This is a genomic window from Prevotella sp. P6B4, from assembly GCF_000619985.1.
Lineage (GTDB): Bacteria > Bacteroidota > Bacteroidia > Bacteroidales > Bacteroidaceae > Prevotella.
In genome coordinates, this window is the sequence record NZ_JHVE01000018.1 from 25329 (window position 1) to 46268 (window position 20940).

General features: G+C 48.9%; 18 protein-coding genes. 10 read left to right on the plus strand and 8 right to left on the minus strand.

From position 1 onward, the window contains the following. Positions 1–32: 32 nt before the first annotated feature. Complete coding sequence (gene galA, locus T491_RS0111715; RefSeq protein ID WP_051523140.1) at positions 33–2471, minus strand: beta-galactosidase GalA; 2439 nt, start codon at positions 2469–2471, stop codon at positions 33–35. A gap of 183 nt (positions 2472–2654) precedes the next feature. Between galA and T491_RS16450 the strand changes: the two genes are divergently transcribed. After that, positions 2655–4916: a TIM-barrel domain-containing protein gene (locus T491_RS16450; RefSeq protein ID WP_155950123.1), complete on the plus strand. Its 2262-nt coding sequence runs from the start codon at positions 2655–2657 to the stop codon at positions 4914–4916. A 4-nt stretch (positions 4917–4920) separates the two neighbouring features. On the opposite strand, the gene T491_RS17470 is transcribed toward T491_RS16450, so the two are convergent. The 6 genes from T491_RS17470 to rpmH form a co-directional block, all read right to left on the minus strand. Then, the gene (locus tag T491_RS17470; protein WP_081773364.1) at positions 4921–5631 is read right to left on the minus strand and encodes a NigD-like C-terminal domain-containing protein; all 711 of its coding nucleotides are present in this window, start codon (positions 5629–5631) and stop codon (positions 4921–4923) included. Positions 5632–5648: 17 nt separating this feature from the next. After that, complete coding sequence (locus T491_RS0111730; RefSeq protein ID WP_028904059.1) at positions 5649–6794, minus strand: acyltransferase; 1146 nt, start codon at positions 6792–6794, stop codon at positions 5649–5651. A gap of 3 nt (positions 6795–6797) precedes the next feature. Continuing rightward, positions 6798–7790, minus strand: coding sequence for a D-alanine--D-alanine ligase (locus T491_RS0111735; protein ID WP_028904060.1), 993 nt, complete (start codon positions 7788–7790; stop codon positions 6798–6800). Positions 7791–7796: 6 nt separating this feature from the next. Beyond that, positions 7797–8852 carry an RluA family pseudouridine synthase gene (locus T491_RS0111740; protein ID WP_028904061.1) on the minus strand — a complete coding sequence of 352 codons (1056 nt, stop codon included), beginning with the start codon at positions 8850–8852 and terminating at the stop codon, positions 7797–7799. Continuing rightward, entirely contained in the window at positions 8849–9499 is a 651-nt protein-coding gene (locus T491_RS16455; RefSeq protein WP_036916050.1) for a PASTA domain-containing protein, read from the minus strand. The genes T491_RS0111740 and T491_RS16455 overlap by 4 nt, the downstream gene beginning before the upstream one ends. A gap of 106 nt (positions 9500–9605) precedes the next feature. Then, positions 9606–9761 carry a 50S ribosomal protein L34 gene (rpmH, locus tag T491_RS0111750; RefSeq protein ID WP_013063965.1) on the minus strand — a complete coding sequence of 52 codons (156 nt, stop codon included), beginning with the start codon at positions 9759–9761 and terminating at the stop codon, positions 9606–9608. A 175-nt stretch (positions 9762–9936) separates the two neighbouring features. Between rpmH and efp the strand changes: the two genes are divergently transcribed. From efp to T491_RS0111775, 5 genes are all read left to right on the plus strand, one after another. After that, a complete protein-coding gene (gene efp, locus T491_RS0111755; protein ID WP_028904062.1) occupies positions 9937–10503 on the plus strand; it encodes an elongation factor P in 567 nt (188 codons plus the stop codon). After that, entirely contained in the window at positions 10503–11492 is a 990-nt protein-coding gene (locus T491_RS0111760; protein WP_028904063.1) for a glycosyltransferase family 2 protein, read from the plus strand. Before efp ends, T491_RS0111760 begins: the two co-directional genes overlap by 1 nt. Then, a complete protein-coding gene (gene radC, locus T491_RS0111765; protein ID WP_028904064.1) occupies positions 11489–12178 on the plus strand; it encodes a DNA repair protein RadC in 690 nt (229 codons plus the stop codon). The genes T491_RS0111760 and radC overlap by 4 nt, the downstream gene beginning before the upstream one ends. 18 nt (positions 12179–12196) lie before the next feature. Further along, on the plus strand, positions 12197–12517 hold the full coding sequence (locus T491_RS0111770; RefSeq protein ID WP_028904065.1) for a metal-sulfur cluster assembly factor: 321 nt from the start codon (positions 12197–12199) through the stop codon (positions 12515–12517). A 63-nt stretch (positions 12518–12580) separates the two neighbouring features. After that, complete coding sequence (locus T491_RS0111775; protein WP_028904066.1) at positions 12581–13345, plus strand: UDP-2,3-diacylglucosamine diphosphatase; 765 nt, start codon at positions 12581–12583, stop codon at positions 13343–13345. Positions 13346–13355: 10 nt separating this feature from the next. Here T491_RS0111775 and T491_RS0111780 read toward each other — a convergent pair whose 3' ends face one another. Further along, positions 13356–13904 (minus strand): hypothetical protein, encoded by a 549-nt coding sequence (locus T491_RS0111780; protein ID WP_028904067.1) that lies wholly within the window; start codon positions 13902–13904, stop codon positions 13356–13358. A 179-nt stretch (positions 13905–14083) separates the two neighbouring features. Here T491_RS0111780 and T491_RS0111785 point away from each other — a divergent pair, with 179 nt between their 5' ends. The 4 genes from T491_RS0111785 (at position 14084) to T491_RS0111800 (ending at position 20938) form a co-directional block, all read left to right on the plus strand. Beyond that, positions 14084–14671, plus strand: a complete 588-nt coding sequence (locus tag T491_RS0111785; RefSeq protein ID WP_028904068.1) for an RNA polymerase sigma-70 factor — start codon at positions 14084–14086, stop codon at positions 14669–14671. Positions 14672–14744: 73 nt separating this feature from the next. Then, the gene (locus T491_RS0111790; RefSeq protein ID WP_028904069.1) at positions 14745–15641 is read left to right on the plus strand and encodes a FecR family protein; all 897 of its coding nucleotides are present in this window, start codon (positions 14745–14747) and stop codon (positions 15639–15641) included. Positions 15642–15883: 242 nt separating this feature from the next. Further along, positions 15884–19114, plus strand: coding sequence for a TonB-dependent receptor (locus T491_RS16460; protein WP_231480246.1), 3231 nt, complete (start codon positions 15884–15886; stop codon positions 19112–19114). Positions 19115–19126: 12 nt separating this feature from the next. After that, complete coding sequence (locus T491_RS0111800; RefSeq protein WP_028904070.1) at positions 19127–20938, plus strand: RagB/SusD family nutrient uptake outer membrane protein; 1812 nt, start codon at positions 19127–19129, stop codon at positions 20936–20938. The last annotated feature ends 2 nt before the right edge of the window (positions 20939–20940 follow it).

Consider the following 20940-nt stretch of genomic DNA (forward strand, 5'->3'; position numbering starts at 1 on the left):
GTGGCAAGCCCAGTGACTTGCCACTTTTTCTTTTATTTCGTTGTGATTATCAACGGTTTGTTCGTCAGCCCCTCGGCCAAGCAGGACAGCTGCAGGGTACCTGCCGTATAGGTGCTCTGGATGAGCACCTGCGCCAGACCATTGAAAGCCGGTATCTGGAAGGTGCGGCAGTCGCGCTCCGTGGGGTGGTCGGCACCCAGATAAGCAGGATCGCCATTGCCTACGCCTATGATGCGGCCCTCGCCCTGCAAGGTAAGCGTGAGCATGGGACAGGCATCGGGCACCAAGCGGTTCTTGGCATCGCGCACCTCGATGGTGACAACAGCCACATCGCGGTTGTCGGCAGCCAGATTCACACGGTCGGCAGTTGCTACCAGTCGGGCAGCGGGCTTGGTGGTAGCGAGGGTCTGCGTGAGGATGCGCTTGCCGTTCTTGTAGCCGACGGCCACCACCTTGCCTGGCTGATAGACAGCCTTCCACTTCAGATGACCGTTCTCAGGCATGGTCTGTCGGCCCAGTTTACGGCCATTGACCACGAGCTCCACCTCGTCGCAGTTGCTATAGGCCCAGAGTTCAATCTCCTCGCCCTCATGGCCCTGCAGGTTCCAGTGGGGGAAGACGTGGAGCACAGGCTGATCGGTCCACCATGCCCGCAGGTAGTAAGCCTCGTCCTTGGGGAAGCCGCAGTAGTCGAGGATGCCGAACTCGGAATCGTGGGCAGGATAGCTGAGCGGATTAGGCTCGCCACGATAGTCGAAGCCCGTCCAGTAAAACAGGCCTGCCGCCCACGGGCGCTCGGCATAGAACTTCCAGCCGCGCTCAATGATATTCTCGTAGTTCTGTTCCATGGTGCGGTTCAGGCTCACCATGTGTCCCTTCTGCTCTTTCGCCTCGGTATCGAAATACCAGCCGCGCGTGCCGCAGCCACTGGTCTCCTCAGTACCCACAATCTTCCAGTCGGGGTTGGCCTGCTTACGGTTATCCACATCGTTCTGCACGATATAGTTGAAGCCTACCACGTCGAGCCCTTTGATCAGCTCTACGCCACCGGCATTAGCCACCGTGCTGGGGCGTGTAGGGTCGTAGAGACGGGTGTACTCACGCATGGCCTCGGCCACACGGGTGCCCTGGACGGTATTCTCAAGTCCCCACTCCTCGTTGCCATCGCTCCAGAGGATGATGCTGGGGTGGTTACGGTCGCGGCGTATCATACGCTCCAACAGGCGCAGATGCTCCTCGTTGATACCCATCAGGCGGTTCTCATCGATCACGAGGATACCCTCGCGGTCGCAGATGTCGAGCACAGCGGGCGTCATGGGGTTATGCGAGGCACGGTAGGCATTGCAGCCGAAGGCTTTCAGCTGCTTGATGCGCCATGCCTGCAGGGCGTCGGGGATGGCAGATCCCACACCCGCATGGTCCTGATGCATGTTGACACCCTTCAGCTTCAGCGGCTCACCGTTGAGCAGGAAGCCACGCTGCGCATCAAACCGGATATCGCGAAAACCTGTTGTAGTCTCATATACGTCGGTTACCTTGTCGTCCACCTTCACCGTTGTCTGCACCTTATACAGATAGGGGTCGGTAGTACTCCAGAGATGCGGATTGGATAGCTTTATCCGATGGTCGCATGTCCGTGTCTCTTTAGCGAGTAAAGGATACGTGAATCCGCTGACGTGTGCCACCTCTCTGCCCTCGGCATCCAATATCCGCTGCTCAACCTCATATAGCTGGGTTTTCAGGCTGCTGTTGGTCACCTCAGTCTTTACATGTACAACAGCCTCGCTGTAGGGTTGCTGCAGTTCGGCATAGACAAACGTGCCGAAGGGAGCCACGCTGACCTGGGCCGACTTATCCAGCCACACGTCGCGATAGATGCCGGCACCCTCGTAGAACCAACCCTCTTCGAGCGAGGCGTCGGCACGCACACAGATCAGATTATCCTCACCGTATTTGATATAAGGTGTGATGTCGTACACCTGCGTGGCATAACCGCTGGGCTCGGTGCCCATATAGAAGCCATTGAACCACACACGCGCGTTGCGGAAGATGCCATCAAAACGCAGCATCAGGCGCTTGCCCTCATCGGTCTTAGGGATGCTGATGGTCTTGCGGTACCAACCCACACTGGTTTCCGGATACTGATGACCTACGGTCTTATAGCCATGCGAGTGGCTGGCCTTGGGCGCATAGGGCAGCGTGGCGACCCAGTCGTGGGGGATGTTGACCTCCTGCCACTCAGCATCGTTGAACTTCGTGCTATACGGGCCCTCGTTATGGAGGGAGTTGGCTTTCGTCAGATAGTTGAAATACTCGGTACCACAGCCGAAATCCTTAGCAGGATCGGCGGCATGACCAAATGCAAACTTCCAACCATCGGCAAGAAGGACCGACTCTCTGACACTCTGGGCATTCAAAACAGACACAGCCATGAGACATGCCATCACACAGATTGTTCTCAACTTATTCATATACTTTGGACTTGATGTTAGGTTTTCGGCGACAAAGTTACGAAAAAAACGCGAAACCCTATTTGCATTTTTTGTCGGAGTTGAACACTAAATTGCTATTAATCAGATATTTTTGCAAGAATTAGAACGCTAATTTGGATTTTATGTTTAACTTTGCAACAAGACTATCCATAAATATTACGCATGAAACGATTACTATTCCTGGTGTGTGCCGTCTGCGGGATAGACCACGCCACAGCACAGATTCAAACAAATGCAGGTGTACAGTACCTGCAATGTATGCAAAAAGACATGTCGACAGACTTCTACGACCTGTCGAACACTTACTTCTTTGCCGACTCGCTGGTCAGTTTTGATGCTGCCAAGGGTGAAGGTCAGGTGCAATGGAAGCGCTACCGGATGTCGCCCCGACAGGCATTCAACCTGAACGGCTACTGGCCGGTACGTATGCAGCAGTTGGATTTCCCCGATGCAGCATACGACAATGATCCTAACCTGAAACTCAAGATTGAGTTCATCAGCCCAAGAACAGCGCGCATCCGCATGTTGACCACGCCCGTAGAACCCAAGGACGCCGACCAGAGCGACGTGATGTTCTGCGACGGATTCAAGAGCAAGGCCAAGGGAGCCATGTGGAAGACCACCACATCGGCCGATGCCATCACCTACCGCTCCGACTATGGCAGCATAGAGATCAGGAAGTATCCCTGGCGACTGGTGATCAAAGATGCCAACGGCAAGGTGCTGACACAGACACGACACATTATCGACAACGACTCCTCGCAGGTAAAGCTGCAGCCTTTCTCATTTATCAAGCGCGGCAGTGACAACAGCCGCAGCATCAACCCCGTGCTGACACTGGCACCAGGCGAGCGTATCTATGGTTGCGGCGAGTCGTTTACCTCGCTGAACAAGGTGGGACAGAAGGTGCATCTGAGTGTGACCGATCCACAGGGACCTGAGACCGACGGCCAATACAAGCCCGTGCCGTTCTTCTTCTCGAATCGTGGCTATGGTATCTTCATGCATACCTCGGCCCCGGTGACCTGCGACTTCGGCGCCTCGTATATCGGAGCCGACCGCCTGTTCATGGCCGACGAGCAGATGGACTTCTTCGTATTCTTCGGCGAGCCCAAGGATATCCTGTATGAATATACCGAAATTACCGGCAAGTCGCCGCTGCCACCGCTGTGGAGCTTCGGCACCTGGATGAGCCGTATCACCTACTTCTCGCAGAAGGAGGGACTGGAGATAGCCCGACAGCTGAGAGCCCATCGGATTCCTGCCGATGTGATCCACTTTGATACCGGCTGGTTCGGTGTTGACTGGCAGTGCGACTACCAGTTTGCCAAGGACCGCTTTGAGAACCCCGTAAAGATGCTGAAGCAATTGGCTATGGACGGTTTCCACACCTGCCTATGGCAGCTCCCCTACTTCACCCCGAAGAACCGGTTCTTCAACGAGATCATTGACAAGGGGATGCACGTGAGGAACGCTACCGGCGGCATGCCTGTTGAGGATGCCATCCTCGACTTCTCGAATCCTGAGACCGTAGGCTGGTATCAGCAGAAGATAGAAGGACTGCTGAAACAAGGCGTATCGACCATCAAATGCGATTTCGGTGAGGCTGCGCCATACAACGGATTCTACCATAGCGGCAAGGGCGGACTGTACGAGCACAACCTGTATCCACTGCGCTATAACAAGGCTCTGTGGGAGGTTGTGGAGCGCAATCATCCGGGCGAAGGCATCATCTGGGCACGCTCGGCATGGGCAGGCAGTCAGCGTTATGCCCTGCACTGGGGCGGCGATGCCGCTACCACCAACACCGGCATGCTGGGCGATCTGAGAGGCGGACTGAGCTTCGGTCTGAGCGGTTTCTCGTTCTGGAGTCACGATATGGGCGGATTCGTTACTGCATCGCCCGAGGATATCTACCGCCGTTGGCTGCCATTCGGTTTCCTGAGTAGCCATACCCGTGCCCACGGTGCCCCTCCCACAGAGCCCTGGCTCATCTCAGAGTCGTTTACCGATGCCTTCCGCGAGTGTGCTGAGATGAAATACAAGCTGATGCCATACGTATGGGAACAGGCCAAGGAGTGTTCGAAGTTAGGATTGCCGATGGTACGTGCGCTGCTGGTAGAGTTCCCCAACGATCCAGGCGCCTGGTATGTAGAGGATGAATACATGTTCGGCTCGAAGATGCTGGTTGCCCCACTGTTGGAAAGCGGTAACAGCCGTAGCGTTTATCTGCCCAAAGGCAAATGGATAGACTACCAGACAGGCAAGGTATACGAGGGTGGCTACCAGACCATAGAAGCCGGTAAGATACCCTGTATCATACTGGTGAAGGATGGTAGCGTGATACCACACGCCCCACTGGCCCAGCGTACAGACCAGATAGACTGGAATGCCGTAGAGCAACGCGAATATAAAGCCAAATAAGGGATTACTTACAACGGTGCTTGATAATCCTCTCACCGTCGTACGTGTTGATGCTGATTCTAACGGAGTCAGCATCAATTTTTTCTACCGGGATACTCAGATACACCTGCGTAGAGTAATACTGAGGCACATCACTCTGGTCATGATACAAGATCAAGTGGCGTATCTGCTGATGATCGGGATGGGTGATCAGCGTATCGCTGACAATAGCCAGATTCTGAACAGCCGACGTATCATCGGTAGTACCTGTCATCAGCAGAATTCTGAGATTAAGATATTTGCCGGTCCTGCTCATCCACGAACTCACGAACTTCACCGGATCAGTGACCAGGGGTTTCTTGAGCTTTTCCAAAGGCAGCACAGCGGGGCATGGCACCTGTCCCATGGAGAGCACCTCAGCCTTGTTGTCTACCTTATTATAATAAAGCATACAGCGATAGATGGTATCAGCCTTAGTAATCCACTTGCCGGTATAGGGCGTAGTCAATGGCAGTTCATCGCCATCGTCGGTCACTATCGTCGTCACCTGTTTGCTACTGTTAACGGTAGCCTCAGCAAAATCGCCACGCATCAGGGAATACTTTCCCTCACCTTTCTCGTAGGCATCCTGCGTACACGAGGTGAGCAAGTAAAAAAGCAATAAGGTAAAAAGGCAAGACGTCATTTTACCCAGGCAAGCATGCGACTTTACATATTGACCATTCACGCTCATCATTCTACCTCTTTACTTTTTTACCCTTCTACCTTTAATTTGTTTCGTACCGGGTTGGCATACATTGTCAACATGCGCTCACGCAGGAACGCCTCGTCCTTGTTGGGCAGCTGGATCTTCGCCATCTGACCAGCCAGATAGTGCTCGAACCGCTGTTTGTCGGCCTCGGTGTAATGGGCAGCATAAGCATGGTCGCCATTCAGTTCATCGAGGGCAATATAATTGCAAGGATAGAGCTCGTAGCCACGATGTATCTCGCGGTCCATGCGTTCAGCCAGCGCCTTGAACCACTCCGTCTTGGGCAACTCCGAGAGTTGGTCGATCCAAGTGTTGATAGGAGCTGCCGGGCGATATACCACACGCCCCTTATAACCGAAGATACCCGTCTTCATATTGTCGAGATCATCCTGACGACTCTTCTTGAAGGCAGGGTTATCACGTTTCTGCTGAAACTCCTGCGCCTTCAGATAGTCGCACGGATCGAACTCATAGCTGATGGTGAGTGGCACGATATTCAGCTCCTTCAAGTCGCCGCCCATCGCCAGCATCTTCAGTACGGCATCCTGCGTATGATCGCTCGAGTCCTTAGCACGTCCCTCACGCTGCGCAATCCAGATATTCTCCCTCTTTCCGGTCACAGCATAATGGATATAGCGGCTCATCAGCTGCGAGGCAGCCAACGTTTCACGGAGCGACAACCCACGACGCACGGTAAAGGCCTTGTTCATGCGCACCAGGCGCTTGATCCAAGGATAGATAAGCAGATTATCGCCAATACCAATCTCGACGGTAGTGGGATAACCTGCCTCAACCAGCAACACATCGAGGAACGCCGAATCGAGCACAATATCACGGTGATTCGACACGAATGTGTAACGCTGACTCTTATCATAAGAAGCTATCGAGGAATCCAAGAACGAGCAACCGTCGGTATGTCTGCGCATGATGTACTGAACCACCGGCTTCATGAAACGCTTCTGGAAATCGAGCGGGGTCTTGATACCCATGAAAGCCAGGCGCAACAAGCCATTACGCAACGATTTAGGCAACCAAGGGGCAAAGCCCTTCATCACGATATTAAACTGCCTGTCGTTGAGCAAGTCGTCGAAGGCCTGTTTCATCTCTTCCGCCTCGTACGGTCGGATTTCATCGAACTCTTCTCTCATATGTTATGCAAACTGATTCTCTACAATCTCTGTCAACACATCAGTCATCGACAGACCAGCTGCACGCACCTGCTGAGGGATGAAGCTGGTAGCTGTCATACCTGGTGTGGTATTCACCTCAAGCATAGAGATATTACCATCCTTAGAGATGATATAGTCGATACGGATGATACCATTGCAGTGCAGGATATCATAGATATGCGAAGTGATCTGACGAACACGCTCTGTGACATCCTCGGGCAGACGAGCAGGTGTAATCTCCTGTACCTGTCCGTTGTACTTGGCATCATAGTCAAAGAACTCGTTGGTAGTCACCACCTCGGTAGCGGGCAGCACGACCGACTTCTCCTTAGTCTTGTAAACACCGATAGAGATCTCGGTTCCCTCCAGGAAACTCTCAACCATAATCTCAGGGCTCTCGAGCATAGCCTTACGGATGGCAGGAGCCAGCATATCCTTGTTCTTGACCTTCGACACACCGAACGACGAACCGTCGGCAGCAGGCTTCACGAAGCAAGGCATACCGATGCGCTCCTCAATCTCATCGTCGTTCACCAGCTCCTCGTAGCCCTTACGGATGAGCAGCGAGTCGGCCACCTTTACACCGTAGCCACGCAGATACTGGTTCAGTATGAACTTATCAAACGTCATGGCCTCGACCAACACGCCGCTGGTGCTATAAGGCAGACCGATCAGATCGAAGTAACCCTGCAGCAGACCGTTCTCGCCTGGGGTACCATGAATGGTGATATAAGCATAGTCGAAGACCTTGGCTTCGCCGTTTTCCATGAACGAAAAATCGTTGCGGTCAATCTTAGCTGTTGTTCCGTCTGGCAGTTCTACATGCCAGTCCTGCCCCTTGATGTCTACGATATAGACATCGTAGCGCTCCTTGTCAAAGAAGGAGTAAAGTCCCTGTGCCGAGCGCAGAGAAACGTCATGTTCTGATGAATCGCCACCACAAACGATAGCAATCGTTCTCTTTAAATTCTCCATTGTGTATTATTCTGTATCTTTAAACTTTATATAATTTCGCCATTTATCAATCAGAGCCGCCATATCAGCCGGCCACTCTGACGTAAAGTCCATCTGCTTACCGGTTGTAGGATGCACAAAACCAAGGGTCTTGGCATGCAACACCTGACGCGGACAGAGTTTGAAGCAATTCTGGATGTAAGCCTTATAGCTGGCTGTACGCTCGCCTCGCAACAGTTCGGTGCCACCATAACGCTCGTCGGCAAACAGCGGATGACCGATATGCTTCATATGTGCACGGATCTGATGGGTACGCCCTGTTTCAAGGATACACTCCACTAAGGTGACATAGCCATAGCGTTCCATCACACGATAGTGAGTAACCGCCGACTTGCCAATCTCGGAATCAGGCGGAAACACCTCCATGCGCAACCGGTCCTTGGGATCGCGACCAATATTGCCCTCAATCCTGCCCTCATCCTCAACGAAGTTACCCCACACCAAAGCGTTATAACTGCGATGAGTGGTCTTATTAAAGAACTGCTTGCCAAGCGAGGTCTTGGCATCGGGGGTCTTGGCTACTACCAGCAAGCCGCTGGTATCCTTATCGATACGATGCACCAGTCCCACTTCAGGATCATTGGGATCATAGCTGGCCAGATCCTTCAAATGCCAGGCGATAGCATTGACCAAGGTACCATTGAAGTTGCCGCATCCCGGATGAACCACCATGCCTGCCGGTTTGTTGATGACCATCAGGTCGGCGTCTTCATAGACCACCTCCAAGGGGATATCCTCGGGTTCGATGGTGGTATCATAATGCGGGCGGTCGAGCATCAGGGTAACAATATCACCCGGACGAACCTTATAATTACTCTTGACCGGTTTATCATTCACATGGATAAACCCAGCATCGGCAGCCTTCTGGATACGATTACGACTGGAATGTGGCTGGTGCTCAGCCAGATACTTATCGATACGGATAGGTACCTGTCCCTTATCCACTTCCATGCGGAAATGCTCGTAAAGCAGATCTTCCTGCTCTTGCTCCTGGTCTTCGAAATCGGTTAGCTCGTTTGTCATTCCTTTACCTCTACAAATTCATCCACATCGTCACCATCGCTCTGAGGCATCTGCTCCTCAGAACCGATAACATTCAGTTCCTCATCGGCACCATACTGTCCACTGCCTATCTGCAGTATCAAAGGCTGCTCAATAGAGACGCGCTCACCTGCCGACACTCTGCGGCCATTGCACAGCACGCCATATACCCAATCCTTCTCACCACTTACATACTGTGGCGACTGCACCTTGAATCCCAACGATATCAGTTTTGCCTCGGCCTCGCGATAGCTACAGTTATCAACCACATCAGGGATAGCCACAGATGGTGAGTTAGAAGAATTGATGGTAACATATATCGTATGCCCACCCTTGACCGTCAGTCCTGCTCCCGGACTCTGCGTCAACACGCAATCGGCTGGCAGACGCTTGTTATAACCCGAGTCGGTTACAACAACAATAAGCCCGTTCTCCTCTAAAAGCTCACGTGCCTTGGTGATACGCATGCCTTCAACATTCGGCACCCGGATAACCTCCCCATGATGGGTATACCAATCGAGCCCGTAGTTCACGCCAACCAGCAGAGCGAAGACAACCAGTATCATCGCTATCAAGTTCCAAATCAAGAACTTGCTACAGAATTTGCCAAAGAATTCCTTTGCTTTCATTTTAACTTTACTAATTAGGTTGCAAAGTTATATAAAAAAACAGAAAGAAGCAAAGATTTTACTCTACTTCTTTCTATTTTAACTCATTTCTTAAGTTCCCTACGGATTACTTTCCGTGATTCTCGTCAGAAACTGTCAACTTCTTGCGGCCCTTAGCACGACGAGCAGCCAGTACTCGACGACCGTTCTTGGTGGCCATTCTCTCACGGAAGCCGTGCTTGTTTACGCGACGGCGATTGTGTGGCTGAAATGTTCTCTTCATTGTGATATACTTATTTAATTTTGTTATTTATTTACCGATTTGGGGTGCAAAAGTACTCATTTCTTTTGAATTACGCAAATTTTATACGATTTTTAGCTAAACTTTTTATGTTTTTTTCCAAAAAAGCAGTACCTTTGCACCCGAAAACGATATAAAAGTAACATTTATAAGGTTTATGATTAATTCACAAGACATTAAAAAAGGCACCGCCATTCGCATGGACGGTGGCATCTGGGTGTGTATCGATTTCCAGCACCGCAAGCCAGGTAAGGGTAACACCATCATGATTATCAAGGTGAAGAATGTTTCAGACGGTCGCGTTCTGGAGCGTCGCTTCAACATCGGTGAGAAGCTCGAGGATGTTATCATCGAGCGTCGTCCTTACCAGTATCTCTATGAGGACCAGTCTGGTCGTATCTTCATGAATCAGGAGACTTTCGAGCAGATCCCCATCGACAACGAGCTCGTAATCGGTCATGAGTACATGAAGGAGAGCGATATCGTGGAGGTTGTTTCTGATACTACCGACGGTACTATCCTGTACGCTGAGATGCCTGTTAAGACCGTTCTCCGCGTAACTCACTCAGAGCCTGGTGTAAAGGGCGACACAGCTACCAACACCCTGAAGCCTGCTACTTTGGAGACTGGTGTTGAGGTTCGCGTTCCTCTGTTCATCAACGAGGGCGACCTGATTCAGGTTGACACCCGCGACGGTTCTTACCTGCAGAGAGTAAAGGAATAATGAGATACTCGATCATCGTTCCCGTCTACAATCGTCCAGACGAGGTAGACGAACTGTTACAGAGCCTCAGCAAGCAAACCATCAAGGACTTCGAGGTTCTGATAGTAGAGGACGGATCGGTAAAACCATGCAAGGATGTTTGCGACAAATACGCAAACATCCTTGATTTGCATTATTACACCAAGGAAAACAGCGGTCCCGGTCAGAGCCGCAACTATGGTGCCGAACGTGCTAAAGGTGAGTATGTCATCATTTTAGACAGCGATGTGGTGCTGCCCACAGGTTATCTACAGGCAGTAGAAGACGAACTCAAGCAGAACCCATGCAAGGCTTTCGGCGGTCCTGATGCTGCACACCCCTCGTTCACACCAGTGCAGAAAGCCATCAGCTATTCGATGACATCTTTTTTCACCACAGGCGGTATCCGCGGTGGAAAAGCTAAGCTCGACAAATTCTATCCCCGTTCGTTCAACATGGGCATCCGTCGCGATGTGTACCTCCAGTTAGGAGGTTTTTCGAAGATGCGCTTTGGAGAGGATATCGACTTCTCGTATCGCATCGTAGAAGCAGGCTATATGCCACGACTTTTCCCTGAGGCGTGGGTTTGGCACAAACGCCGTACCGACTTCCGCAAGTTCTTCCGTCAGGTGTATAACAGCGGTATTGCCCGCATCAACCTTGAAAAGCGCCATCCAGGCACCATGAAGCTGGTTCACCTCTTACCCACCGTATTTACTCTGGGCGTGATAGGGCTACTGCTTATATCGCTTTTCTGGGCATTCGCGTGCGTACCTATTATATTTTATTGTCTGATAATCTGTATCGACTCCAGTATCAAGAACGGAAGCCTCTGGGTTGGACTGCTTAGTGTCCCCGCGGCATTCGTACAACTGATGGGGTATGGTTTCGGTTTTATCGAGTCGTGGTGGAAACGCTGCGTATTGAAGCAAAACGAATTTACTGCCTTCGAGAAAAATTTCTACAAATGAACGAGAAGCTGAACATTAATCAGTGGGCAGAAGAGGATCGTCCTCGTGAAAAGATGGCTACGCTTGGTGCCGGGGCACTGAGCAATGCAGAGCTATTGGCCATACTGATTGGTTCGGGTTCAACCAAGGAGAGTGCCGTCGATTTGATGAAACGACTGCTCAACGACTGCAATAACAACCTCAACACATTAGGAAAAATGTCGATACACGACCTATGCCAATATAACGGCATAGGCGAGGCCAAGGCCATCACCATCCTGGCAGCCTGCGAACTGGGCAAGCGCCGACAGATGGAAACACCCGAAGAACGCCCCGACTTAGGCACCGCCACCCGCATCTACAACCACATGCGCCCTGTGATGCAGGATCTGGATGTAGAGGAGTTCTGGGTACTATTGATGAATCAGAGCTATCGACTAATCAAGAAGCTGTGTATTGCCCGTGGCGGCATCACCGCTACCATAGTAGACATCCGCCTCATCATCCGCGAGGCTGTACTCTGCAACGCCACACAGCTGGTAGTATGCCACAATCACCCATCAGGCAGGATTGTACCCAGCAAAGAGGACAACGAGCTCACCCAAAGCATCATGAATGCCTGCAAACTGATGAACATCCATTTTCTGGACCACGTCATCGTTACCGACGGCAACTACTACAGCTATCACGAAGAAGGGAAATGCTAACAAAATAGATATACAACTATGACACAAGAAGAAAGAACACAGATAGAAGAACGGATTGTGGATGTACTGAAGACCGTCTATGACCCTGAGATTCCCGTCAACATCTACGACCTGGGAATGATCTACAAGATTGATGTACAGGACGATTCTACAGTAGAATTGGACATGACCTTTACAGCCCCCAACTGCCCTGCAGCCGACTTCATCCTTGAGGATGTACGTACCAAGGTAGAGAGTGTAGAAGGTGTAAAAGGCAGCACTGTCAACCTCGTGTTCGAGCCCGCTTGGGATCAATCGATGATGAGCGAAGAAGCGAGAGTCGAACTTGGTTTCGACTAATTACTGTCCGCTCGGCTTTGCCGCTTTTGCAAAGGCGTCAGCCGGCTAAAAGAATTATCAATTATGAAGAATATCTATTTTCTTTCCGATGCCCATCTGGGATCGCTGGCCATCCCTCATGGCAGAATGCAGGAGCGTCGCCTGGTACGTTTCCTCGACTCTATCAAGGATAAGGCTGCAGCCATCTATCTATTGGGCGACATGTTCGACTTCTGGTACGAATATAAATACGTTGTTCCCAAGGGCTACACCCGCTTTTTAGGCAAGCTATCAGAGCTCACCGACATGGGCGTCGAGGTGCATTTCTTTACCGGCAACCACGACATCTGGGCCTATGAGTATCTGGAAAAGGAGTGCGGCGTCATCCTCCACAAGAAGCCCGAGACCACCGAGATCTACGGAAAGATGTTCTTCCTGGCCCATGGCGACGGACTGGGCGATCCTGATAAGAAGTTCAAGTTCATCAAGAGTGTATTCCATAACAAGGTTTGTCAGTGGGCCTTCTCGGCACTACATCCCCGTTGGGGCATGTGGTTCGGTTTGAACTGGGCCAAGCACAGTCGTATGAAGCGTCCTAATGGCGAAGAGCCGGCCTATATGGGTGAGAACCGCGAGCATTTGGTACTGTTTACAAAAAAGTACATCCAGTACCACTCTAACGTAGATTATTTCATCTACGGTCATCGCCATATCGAGGTAGACCTACAGCTCACCAAGAAAGCCCGCATGATTATCTTAGGCGACTGGATTAGTCAGTTCTCCTATGTGATGTTCGATGGCGAGCACCTGTTGCTCTCGCAATACATCGAAGGCGAGAGCCGACCATAAAATAACTTTATCACTTCTGGGGTGCCTTCAGGGCATCCCATTTTCGTTCGTATTCCTGCTCTTTCTGGCGCACTACCTTCAAGGCTTGTTTACGGCGATGGCGCGCCTCTACTTTGGGACCGAATGTATGCTCCCACGTCCACATCAAAAGGGCAATGACATCGGGGCCTGGTGGCACGAACTGTGGCACCTCCGGTTCCTTAGGTGTGGCAGGTCGCATGATGTTAGCCATCATCTGTTTGCTGCGGTCTGTTCCATACACAACTACTTCATCGACAGCATGAAAGGTTGGAATCAAGAAAATAGTATCACTCTTCACCTCATCATGCAGCACATAGCGGTGCTGGAACTTAGGATGACTGAAGGCGATACGCCTGAAGGTGTCGGGCACCTCGAATTCGCCGTTCCACGGAGTCACAATCTCATTGCCATTGTCAATACGCACCTTGATATCACGTTGCGGCACCTTCGACTCCAGACTGGCAACTACCAGTCTACGCTGAGCGAACACTTCAGAGCACCACAGCATGAGCCATACAACCAGATACAGTTTCATCATTTAGTCTTTTCAATACGGGTACAAAATTAGCACTTTCCTGTAAATCTTTCCAAAATAAAATCTTATATTATCTTACAGATATAAAAAATAATGTAACATTAAGTCTTTTTGAATTAAAATATGTATCTTTGCAGCGGCATAAAGGATAGACTAACATGATTAAAACCAAATAACTACCGATGGAACAGACAGAGGCGCTGATTGTAGAACAATTGAAGGCTGGTAACGAAAGGGCATACAAATTTCTGTATGACCAGCACTATCAGATTCTGTGTCATGCAGCCGCTCAATATGTAAAAGATGATTTCCTGGCAGAAACCATTGTGGGGGATGTGATATTTCATCTGTGGGAAGTCAGAGAGACATTGGAAATTAACACCAGTCTGCGTCAATATCTGATGCAAAGTGTAAAGAACCGTTGTACGGATTATCTGAAATCGCAGTATCATCAGAAAGAGTTGGCAGAATTACAGGATTTCCCAGTACTCCTCTATATAAAAGATGATGACTACCCGTTAGGCCGCTTATTGGAACAGGAGCTGGAAGATGAAATCATGAAGGCAATTGACAACCTGCCAGAAGAATGTCAGCATGTATTCCGCATGAGCCGCTTTGAGGAAAAGAAATACGAGGAGATTGCACATGAACTGAAGATTTCCGTGAATACCGTGAAGTATCATATCAAGCATGCCTTAGCTCTACTTCACGCCGACTTAGGCAAATATCTGGCGGGAGCAATTCTGCTACTGTTGGAACAAATGAAATAATTTTTTAAAAAAAATCAAGTTCTGACTACCCTCAGAACTTTTTTTTTCGTCAAATATATAACAAGCAGACAAAATGATAGACAAGAAGAAACATATCGAAGAGGAACTTTGGTTCTCGTCAGTTAGTAAGGAAGCACTGGCTAAGTACGACAAAGATGCAGCTTTTGCCGCTTTCAGACAGCGCATTGTCAGCAGTCAACCGCAGCCAGAGACTTCTGTTCGCCATCTGAGCTGGCTGAAATATGCTGCCGCAATAGTGGCTGTGATAATCGTAGGTTTCTTCTCATACAAAGGTGGACAGAGCCAGTTAGAGGCTGCTCTCGGCGATATCGTTGTTGAAGCCCCTCAGGGCTCCCGCTCCGAGATGACGCTGCCCGATGGCACAAAGGTTTGGCTCAACGCCGGTTCAAGGATTTCATACTCCCAGGCTTTTGGGTATTCTATTAGGTTAATTAAGTTAGAAGGTGAGGGTTACTTCGAAGTAGCCCACAATGAACGGTTGCCTTTCAGTGTCGAGTCGGAGAATGTGCGGGTAAAAGTACTTGGTACCAAGTTCAATTTCCGCGATTATCCGACCGATGCTGAGGCGACCATTTCATTGGCCGAAGGAAGCGTAGCCATGAATAGTATGAAGCATACCTCGCCAGACGAGCTACTGAAACCAGGTCAGCGTGCCGTCGTTAACAAACAGACGGGAAAAATCAAAATTGGCACCTATGAAGTGGCCAATGCTATCCAGTGGACTAATGGCCAACTGATCTTTGATGGCGAACCTTTACGTGATATCATCAAAGATCTGGAGCGCTGTTACAACGTACAGATCATAGTCAAGAATACAGCCTTGTACAACCTGCATTTCTATGGTACGTTCGTACGTCAGGAACAGAGTCTGCGCGAAGTGCTTGATGCTCTGGCTGCCACAGGTAAAATCAGATATGAACTAAAAGACAAAAAAATAACATTATATTAACTCACATTATTAACCCCCAAAAAAGAATTGCCAATGATCAGAATCAGAACAGTTAAAACAAATGGTGAGGTATAAAAAAGCAGAAAGACGTGCGAGGTCTCTCTGCCTGAAAACCTCCCTAAACCCCGTAGAGAGTCTGAAGGAGATTGCAAAGATAAGCGTTTTTCTTCAGATATGCAACTAAAAACAATTTTAAATCATTAAATTAACAATTAGTAATGAACAACAAAAAACTATTGTCAATGGCATTCCTATTGTCAGTTACTCTTAGTAGCATGGCACAGGCATTGCAATTGAAGTTGAACAACGTCACGGTGAAAAAAGCCATGACAGAACTGAAACAGAAGAGTGATTATTCTTTTGTATACGAGAAAAACGATATTGATACAGAAAAGAGAGTCAATGTAGATGCCAAGGATCTGAAACAGGCAGTTGGTCAGATCTTGAACGGTCAGTCGGTCACTTACGAAATTCAAGGTAAGAATATTATTATTAAGAAAAAGGCCAAGTCAAACAACCAACAAAAAGTCCCAGGAAACTATCAGGTTTCTGGTCTCATTAAAGATGCATTGGGCGAACCCATTATTGGTGCAACCATCATGGAGTTAGGAACCAACAATGGTACACTGAGTGATATGGATGGTGCGTTTAACATGAAGGTTACCGAAGGCGCAATGTTGCGTATCACGTACATCGGCTACAAGACACAAGAACTGAAAGCCAACTCCGACTTAAAGATAACACTTCAGGAAGATTCTAAACTGATGGATGAAGTTGTGGTTGTAGGATACGGTGTTCAGAAGAAGTCGGACCTGACAGGTTCTGTTGCTTCCATCAATGCCAAGAGTCTGGAGGGGCGTCCACAACCCAATATCATCCAGTCATTACAAGGCATGGTGCCTGGATTGAATATCACGTTGACAGGAAATAACGCTGAGGGCTCTTCGACTACCACCCGTATCCGTGGAACCAAATCCATATCGGCTGACAGTAAACCACTGATTATTCTCGATGGTGTGCCTTTTGATGGTCCGTGGTCGGAAATCAACCCCAATGACATCGAGTCGATAGAAGTTCTTAAGGACGCATCTTCCGCTGCCATCTATGGTGCCCGTGGTGCTAATGGTGTGATTCTGGTTACATCAAAACGTGGTGATGCAAGTCGATTGGTTGTCTCATATAATACTTATCTGGTATTAGACAAGCCCATCAATCTGCCCAACCTGATGGATGGCAACGAGTTCTGGAAATATAAGGAAGAGGCACTGCGACTGGCAAACACCACAACTCCTACAGCCGATAATCCTACACCTTGGATGGGTGCTTTCACTGCTACTGAGTTAGCAATGCACGAGGCTGGTGAGTCAACCGATTGGCTCGACCTCGTAACCCGCACAGGTGTCAAGCAACAACACAACCTGTCGCTTCGCGGTGGTGCTGCCAAGACCAGCTATTTCATCTCACTGAACTATGTAAACAACAAAGGTACAGGTGTTGGAAATGAGTTCCAGCGATATAATATCCGTTTCAATCTTGACCAACAGTTCACATCTTGGTTGAAGTTTTCAACCTCCACCCAATTAGGCCGTTATGATCGTAGTGGTAGTAGCGCCTCTTTCTGGCGCGCTTTCAGAATGCCACCAATCACCAAGGCATACAATGAGGATGGCACTATCCCTAATGCATCATGGGAAGACTCGAGCGAGGCATTTGCCGTTAACCCACTAAGCAGTCTGAATAACAAAACCAAAGACGTCAGAGTAAAAGTGATTACAAACAACGCCATTGATATCAGTATTCCATTTATCAAGGGACTGAGCTATAAATTGAACACTGGCTTCACTTATGCTAATAGCTCGTGGAAGCAGTATCAAGGCTTAGACACCTATTATGGAGCCCGTACTAACGGAACGCTTAATACCGACGACTGGCACACCGAAGATTGGCTCATAGAGAACATTATTACCTATAACCGCGAGTTTGGCAAACATCGTCTGTTTGTGACAGGTCTCTACTCTGCACAGAGCCATGAGTACGAACAGAACACAATGGAAGGAAAAGGATTCCCTAATGACGTGATGTATTACTATCAGATGAGTAAGGCAGCAACGGCATCGGGCGCCTCGAGCTACTCCAAAGAGAACCATATCTCACAAATGGGACGTATCAACTATTCATACGATGAACGTTACCTGCTGACCCTCACTGCCCGTCGTGATGGCTATTCTGCATTCGGTTCAGAAACGAAATTCGGTATTTTCCCATCTTTGGCTATTGGCTGGAACATCTCTAACGAGAAGTTTATCAAAGACAAGCCCATTGGTCAAATCATCAGCAACTTGAAATACAGACTGTCGTGGGGTAAGAATGGTAATGAGGCTATTGGCGCCTATGCGACTCTGCCCAACCTGTCCACCTTCAACTATCTGAACGATGACCACTCTGCCGCCTATGGCTTCTACCCTTCAAAACTGGCCTCGCCCAACCTTGGCTGGGAGACAACGACCTCAATTAACACTGGTATTGATTTAGCACTGTGGAATGGCAGAATCCGCACAACCTTCGACATGTATTGGTCAAAGACCAATGATCTGCTCTTAGATCGTTCTATTCCAACGATTAATGGTACAGGCTCTATTACCGAAAACCGCGGTAAGACCAAAGGTAATGGATGGGAGTGGCAGATTACATCGAATAATATCACCACTAAGGATTTCTCATGGTCGACAACCCTGAACCTGTCGCACTATCATAATGAAATTGTAAATGTTGGTCTGTTCGACGAGAATGGAAATGCCATTGACGATGTGGCTTCACGTAAGTTCATCGGACAGCCTATCAACGTGAACTATGACTATAATTTTATCGGTGTATGGCAGATTGAGGACCCCAACAACCCCGAAGGTGCACAGGATAGTCGTAATCCGTTCTCTATCCCTGGCTACATGAAATACGAAGACCTGAATGGTGATGGAGTTATCAATACTGAGGACCGTAAGATCATTGGCAGCACAGAGCCTACAATCAATATGGGCCTGATGAATAATCTGTCATATAAGGACTTCTATCTGAGTTTCTTCCTGACAGCCCAGGTTGGACAGACCGCTAACAATGAACTATACGATTGTTCAACGATGTCATACCGACAGAACCGATTGATGGTAAACTTCTGGACGCCGGACAATCCTACAAACGACTATCCAAAGAACTCTCTTGACACATCGGTGAACCCTATGAATTCATTATTCTATGAGAAGACGGACTATCTGAGACTTGCTGATCTGACCTTTGGCTACCGTCTGCCACAGAGTTTGCTGAAGAATATCTTTATCAGCAGAGTTGAGGCATATGTAAACATCAAGAATCTCTTCACATGGACAACCTGGACGGGTATGGATCCTGAGTTTATCAGCGACCAATTGGCAAATCCTCCTGTTCGTTCGTTTACATTTGGTTTAAAGTTGGACATTTAATGCATTTTAATTATGAACAAGTATAGATTATATAGATTTTATATTGTTATCCTCGTTTTTCTGGGCGTTTTATGTGGTTGTAACGAGGATGAATTCTTAAAAGAAGAGCCCAGAGCATCATTATATCCAGAGAATCTGTTGGTAGATTATGATGGCTTCAAATCTATGAACATCTCACTCTACGGTATTGCAAGAGCAGAGTATCGTCGAGCAGACGCCTTGGGAGGCAGTATCCCCTTGGTTCTTCACTCTGTATGGGATGGCGGTACTGACGTAGCCTGGGGTAACAACTCGCATTCGGAAGTGCAGTATATGTATAACCCCAAGTTAATTGACCAGACCGATAAGCAGGTTTTCAGAAATGTATTCCAATGGTGTTATCGTATCATCAATACTGCCAATATGGTTATTACTCGTTCTGAGAACGAAGGTGTGAATTGGAAAGGGTCATCAGAAGCCGAGAATCTGCGAAAGAAAAATGAGGTAATAGCTGAAGCAAAGCTATTCAGAGCCTGGGCGTATAGGCATCTGACCCTGACCTATGGCGGTGTACCATTGTCGACTGAAGAGATTACCGGTCTGAACTACCGAACGGATTGGGAGCGCAATTCTGTCAGTGAAATCCGTCAAGTGATGGAAGAAGATCTGAAGTTTGCCATAGAGCATTTGCCATTACGCACCGCCAATAACAGTACCGTTTCGGGAGCCATGGCACGTCATTACCTCGGCGAGTTATATCTGGCAGAAGGAAAATATGCCGATGCAGAGTCTGTAATGAAACCCTTGGTTGAAGGCACGGAGTATTCGCTCATCACAACACGATTCGGCAACAATGCCAAGAACGAGGGATGCCCCTTCATTGATGTGTTCAGAACGCCAATGTACAGCGATGGTAACACAGAGGTGATTCTCGCCTTTGTAAATACCGAACCCGAGAACAGTGCATCGGGGACTGCCGAGGTCTATATGAAGAGTACGTATAAAGGCTATTATGCCAACGATGGCACCATTAAGAAGAGTAATCTGAAGAATCCAGACTACACTAGTGGCCAGTGCACTTGGCCTCAGGCATTCTGGTTGGCAAATGGTGGAAAAGGTGCTAGCAGACTGGCCATCTCAAGAGGTCTGCTCCGACTTTACAATTACAAGGAACAAGGAGATAAGGACGATAGAATTTCTGACCATGCCATGGTATGGCGAATTTATGAGATCAACGAGAGTGGCAACACCGTAGAGTTCCAGAATAACGGCAAGGCGGTTATCGACACAACTGTTACTGCAGCCATGCTTGATGACACGAAGACCACCATTAAGAAGTGGAACTGGCCTTCTATTAAGAAGTGGGATTACATTCCACCGGTAAAAGCCAATGGCGACAAGGACGGTTGCTATCAGGACATTTCTTATCTGCGTGTTGCAGATACCTATCTGCTTTATGCAGAGGCTCTTTACAAACAAGGCAAGAATAGCGATGCTGTAAAATGGATCAATAAAGTACGCAATCGTTCCAATGCTGTCAGCATCACTGAGAATGATCTTGTAGCAGATGGCATGGATCTGATTCTTGACGAACGTGCGCGCGAGTTGTTCTCAGAAGAAGAGCGACGTGAGACACTGATCCGTGTCAGTCAGGAAGGTGGCAAGGATGAACGAGACGTTAATAACTATTTCAAACGTCGCACACGATTGCTGAACGAGATTGCCGGTCGTGACGCCCGAGGCATGAACGACTATGAGACACCTGTTCTCTTCCCCATACCACACGAATTCATCGAGTCGAATACAGGAAGAGTATTGGAGAATAATCCGGGATATAAGAATTAAGT